Source organism: Actinomycetota bacterium (assembly GCA_035540895.1).
Lineage (GTDB): Bacteria > Actinomycetota > JAICYB01 > JAICYB01 > JAICYB01 > DATLFR01.
Window position 1 is genome coordinate 1 of record DATLFR010000079.1, and the last position, 3,987, is coordinate 3,987.

The 3,987-nt window shown below is 69.8% G+C and carries 6 protein-coding genes; all 6 read right to left on the bottom strand.

The window, feature by feature from the left end; translation table 11 throughout:
* On the bottom strand, window positions 1–429 hold a 429-nt coding region (locus tag VM840_04745; protein ID HVL80882.1), incomplete at its 3' end, for a DivIVA domain-containing protein.
* On the bottom strand, window positions 426–692 hold the full coding sequence (locus tag VM840_04750; GenBank protein HVL80883.1) for a YggT family protein: 267 nt from the start codon (window positions 690–692) through the stop codon (window positions 426–428). The genes VM840_04750 and VM840_04745, both read right to left, overlap by 4 nt.
* A 13-nt stretch (window positions 693–705) precedes the next feature.
* The gene (locus VM840_04755) at window positions 706–1,215 is read right to left on the bottom strand and encodes a cell division protein SepF (GenBank protein ID HVL80884.1); all 510 of its coding nucleotides are present in this window, start codon (window positions 1,213–1,215) and stop codon (window positions 706–708) included.
* Window positions 1,216–1,217: 2 nt separating this feature from the next.
* Complete coding sequence (locus tag VM840_04760; GenBank protein ID HVL80885.1) at window positions 1,218–1,883, bottom strand: YggS family pyridoxal phosphate-dependent enzyme; 666 nt, start codon at window positions 1,881–1,883, stop codon at window positions 1,218–1,220.
* Entirely contained in the window at window positions 1,880–2,584 is a 705-nt protein-coding gene (locus VM840_04765; protein HVL80886.1) for a polyphenol oxidase family protein, read from the bottom strand. Before VM840_04765 ends, VM840_04760 begins: the two co-directional genes overlap by 4 nt.
* 83 nt (window positions 2,585–2,667) lie before the next feature.
* The gene (ftsZ, locus tag VM840_04770) at window positions 2,668–3,777 is read right to left on the bottom strand and encodes a cell division protein FtsZ (protein ID HVL80887.1); all 1,110 of its coding nucleotides are present in this window, start codon (window positions 3,775–3,777) and stop codon (window positions 2,668–2,670) included.
* Window positions 3,778–3,987 lie beyond the last annotated feature (210 nt).

Genomic DNA, 3,987 nt, shown 5'->3' on the forward strand with positions numbered 1-3,987 from the left:
CTCCTGGACGGGAGGGTCGATCACCACCTGGCGGACGGTCGAGGCCAGTACGAACTCGATCGCCTTGACGCGCTCCGCGTACCGCGCCCGGAGACCCTCGAGCTCCGCTCGCAGCTCCTCGGCTCCCGTGGCCGCGGTCCGTATCGTCTCGAGCTCCGAGCGGAGCCGGTCCGTCTCCTGCCGCAGCGAGTCACGCTCGGTCCGGACCCCCTCCACCTCGGTCGCTAGGGCCTCGTTCAGTGAGGTCAGGTAGTCGTCCTGGCTCTCGAGCTCGGCCATCCGCGACTCGAGCTGCGCGAGGTGGGCGTCGACCTCGGTCGGGCTGTAGCCGCGGAAGGAGGTGGAGAACCGACGTCTCTGCGCCGGATCGGGGGTCTCGACCGGCTCGGGTCCGGGGTCGACCGTCGGGTCGTCGAACGGTCCGGTCACGGGAGGACGCTGCGGAGTATCGCCTCGAGGATGTAGAGCACGACGAAGGCCAGGATCGGCGAGAGGTCGAACCCTCCGATCGGCGGCAACAGCCCCCGGAACAGCCTCAGGAAGGGGTCGGTCACGTCGTAGAGGAAGCTGAACACCGGCCGCAGCGCGGGCGGCGGGGCGACCGGCACCCAGGAGAGGAGTATGCGGGCGAACATGACCCCGCCGTAGGCGATCACGGCGAACAGGACGAAGTCGGAAAGGAGCTCCACCATCGGCTGACCGGCCCTAGAACTGGTTGAAGAAGCCGCGCTCGGACATGATCCGCTCGGTCTCTTCCGCCGAGACCTCCACGTTGGGCGGCGTCAGCAGGAAGATCTTCGGCGCGATCTGGCGGATGTTACCAGAGGCCATGTAGGTGAGCCCGCTGCAGAAGTCGACGATCCGCCGCGATAGGTCGGCGGCGGCTCCCTCGAGGTTCACGACCACCGGGGAGTCGACCCGCAGCTTGTCCCCGATGTCCTTCGCGTCGTTGAAGCTGCGCGGCTCGATCACGTGGATCCTCGGCACGGGGGGGATCACCGTGGGCGCCGACTGGATGGGGGTCGGCATCACCGGTGGGGGCGCCGTGGCTTCGACGGACGGCATCCGCCGGACGGCTCCCGTGTCCGGGTCGCCGCCGATGCGTCGCACCGTCTCCAGCTGCGGCGGCTCGGTCGCGTCGGTGATCGGCTCGAGCTCGTCGTCCTCCTCGACCAGCCCCAGGTACAGGAGAGCTCTCTTCCAGAATCCGGACATCGTCATCGCCTCCCGAAGATCGCCCGGCCGATGCGGACGAACGTGGCGCCTTCCTCGACGGCCACCTCGAAGTCGTCGGTCATGCCCATCGACAACTCCTCCAGTCCGACATCGCGGACGCGATCACGGAGATGCCTCGCTTCGGCGAACATCCATCTCACATCTTCCGGGTTTTCCACCATCGGCGCCATCATCATGAGGCCGCGGGGGCGGACGAGCGTGTAACCGAGGATCGTGTCCAGGAAGGGTCGGAGCTCCTCCGGCGGGAGCCCCTGCTTCGTCGGCTCACCCGAGACGTTCACCTCGACGAGCACGTCATAGCTCCTCCCCGTCCGCGAGGCCCGGGCCTGGAGCGCCTCGACCTCGTCGGTCCGGTCCACCGAGTGGATCAACGTCACCTCGTCGAGGTAGCGCACCTTGTTCGTCTGGAGGGGGCCCAGGAAGTGCCAGCGCGGCTCAGTGGCGACCTCGCGGCCCTTGTCGCGCAGCTCCTGGGCCCGGTTCTCACCGAGGTCTCCGACCCCGCAACGGACGACGTCGTCGACGGACGACGCCGGGAACCCCTTGGACACGGCGACCAGCGTCACCTCACCCGGATCGCGTCCGGACCGCTCGCACGCCGCGGCGATCCGCCCGCGCACCTCGGCCACGGCGTCCGCGACGCTCATCGCAGGGCGGCGACCAGCGCCTGCCGGCCCGTGCGGCCGGCGTCGCGGCGGTGGGAGAAGAAGAGCTCAGGGTGGCAGGACGTGCAGAGCCGGGCGGCGTGGAAGCTGGCCACGCCCGCCTGCCGCGCGGCGAGCTCGGCCGCGGTCCAGAGGTCGACGTGGCGCTCGTCGGTCACGGGAGCCGGCCCGAAGCGCTGGGTGAACGCCTCGACGACCTCCGGCCCGACCTCGAAGCAGCACGGTCCGATGGCGGGCCCGGCCAAGGCCTCCTGTGCTCCCCCCATCGCCTCGACCGCGTTGCCGACCACCCCGGCGACCAAGCCGCGCCACCCCGCGTGGACGGCGGCGATCCGTCCGGGCGCGCCCAGGAAGATGGGGACGCAGTCCGCGACGAGGATCGCGATGGGGCGGTCCGGGTGCGACGTCCAGAGGGCGTCCGCCTCGTGCCGGCGGGACCGGGAAGCCTCCACGGCCGCGGCCCCGTGAACCTGACGGACCCGTCGCCACGTTCCGCTCGTCCCGAGGGCGTCGGACACGAGGTCGCGGTTGCCGACCAGCTTCTCGTCCGGACGTATCCCGTCGAGCTCCTCCTCCATGCGCCAGGACAGGTTGAGGCTGGAGAGAGGACCGGAGGACAGACCGCCCCTCCGAGTCGTGAACACCGCCCGGGCGTGGGGCGTCTCCGCCCAGAGCAGAGGCATGGCGGCTCCCACCCCTCGATGGGTCCTCCAAACGAAACCGGCTCCCGCGGGCGGGAGCCGGTCCGAGATCCCTTGCTGCTGGGTCACGCGCGCTGGAGGAAGTCCGGGATCTCCAGGTCGTCCTCGAACCCCTCGCCCGTGGCGGCGGGGCTGTCGGAGAACAGGTCCTCCTCGTCCTCGTCGTCCTCGTTCGTGAACGGTGATGCCGCGGTCGCCGCCGCCGCCGCGGGCTGCTGCGCCCACTCGCGTCCCTCGAACCCCGCCGCCACCACCGTGACCCGGACGCTGTCGCCGAGCGCCGAGTCGATGACCGCACCGGTGATGATCGTCGCCTCCGAGTGGGTGGACGACGTGATGATGTCGGCCGCCTCGTTCACCTCGAGCAGCTTCAGCTCGTCTCCACCCGAGATGTTGAGCAGCAGCGCCCGCGCCCCGTCGATCGACGACTCGAGGAGCGGAGAGGAGATGGCACGACGAGCGGCCTCCGCGGCCCGGTTCTCGCCGGACGCCTCGCCGATGCCCATGAGGGCCGAGCCGCGGTCCTGGAGAACCGTGCGGACGTCCGCGAAGTCGAGGTTGATGAGGCCGGGCGTCGTGATCAGGTCGGTCACGCCCTGCACCCCCTGCAGGAGCACCTCGTCGGCCATGCGGAACGCGTCGAGCAGGTGGGTCTCCTCGTCGCTGATCTGGATCAGCCGGTCGTTCGGGATGATGATGAGCGCGTCGACCTTGTCCTTCAGCTCGGCGATGCCCGCCTCCGCCTGCATGGCCCGCTTGCGTCCCTCGAACTGGAAGGGTCGCGTCGCCACGCCGATGGTGAGCGCACCGAGGCTCTTGGCGATCTCGGCGACGACGGGAGCTCCCCCGGTCCCGGTACCGCCGCCCTCGCCGGTGGCGATGAAGACCATGTCCGCACCCTTCAGCGCTTCCTCGATCTCGTCGCGGTGATCCTCCGCCGCCCGGCGCCCCACGTCCGGGTCGGCGCCCGCGCCGAGGCCTCGGGTCAGGTTCCGACCGATGTCGAGCTTGAAGTCGGCGTCCGACATCAGCAGTGCCTGGGCGTCGGTGTTGATCGCGATGAACTCCACCCCGCGCAGCCCCGCCTCGATCATCCGGTTGACGGCGTTCACCCCGCCCCCGCCGATCCCGACGACCTTTATGACGGCGAGGTAGCTCTGCGGCAAACCGGCCATGGGACTTCCCTCCTTATCGCCCCGGTACCCACGCCGACCGGCGTTCGCTGCGGGCTCGACTCAACATAGACAACACACTTAAACACTCTGCATCTCTTGTTACGGGTTAGCAACGTTACCTCAGGCTCAGGTGAGCGTCAATGCTCATGCGCACAAGCCTCAGCCTGACGTGGAGCCGCGATCGGCGTCTAGGGGCGGGGAGTCGGACGC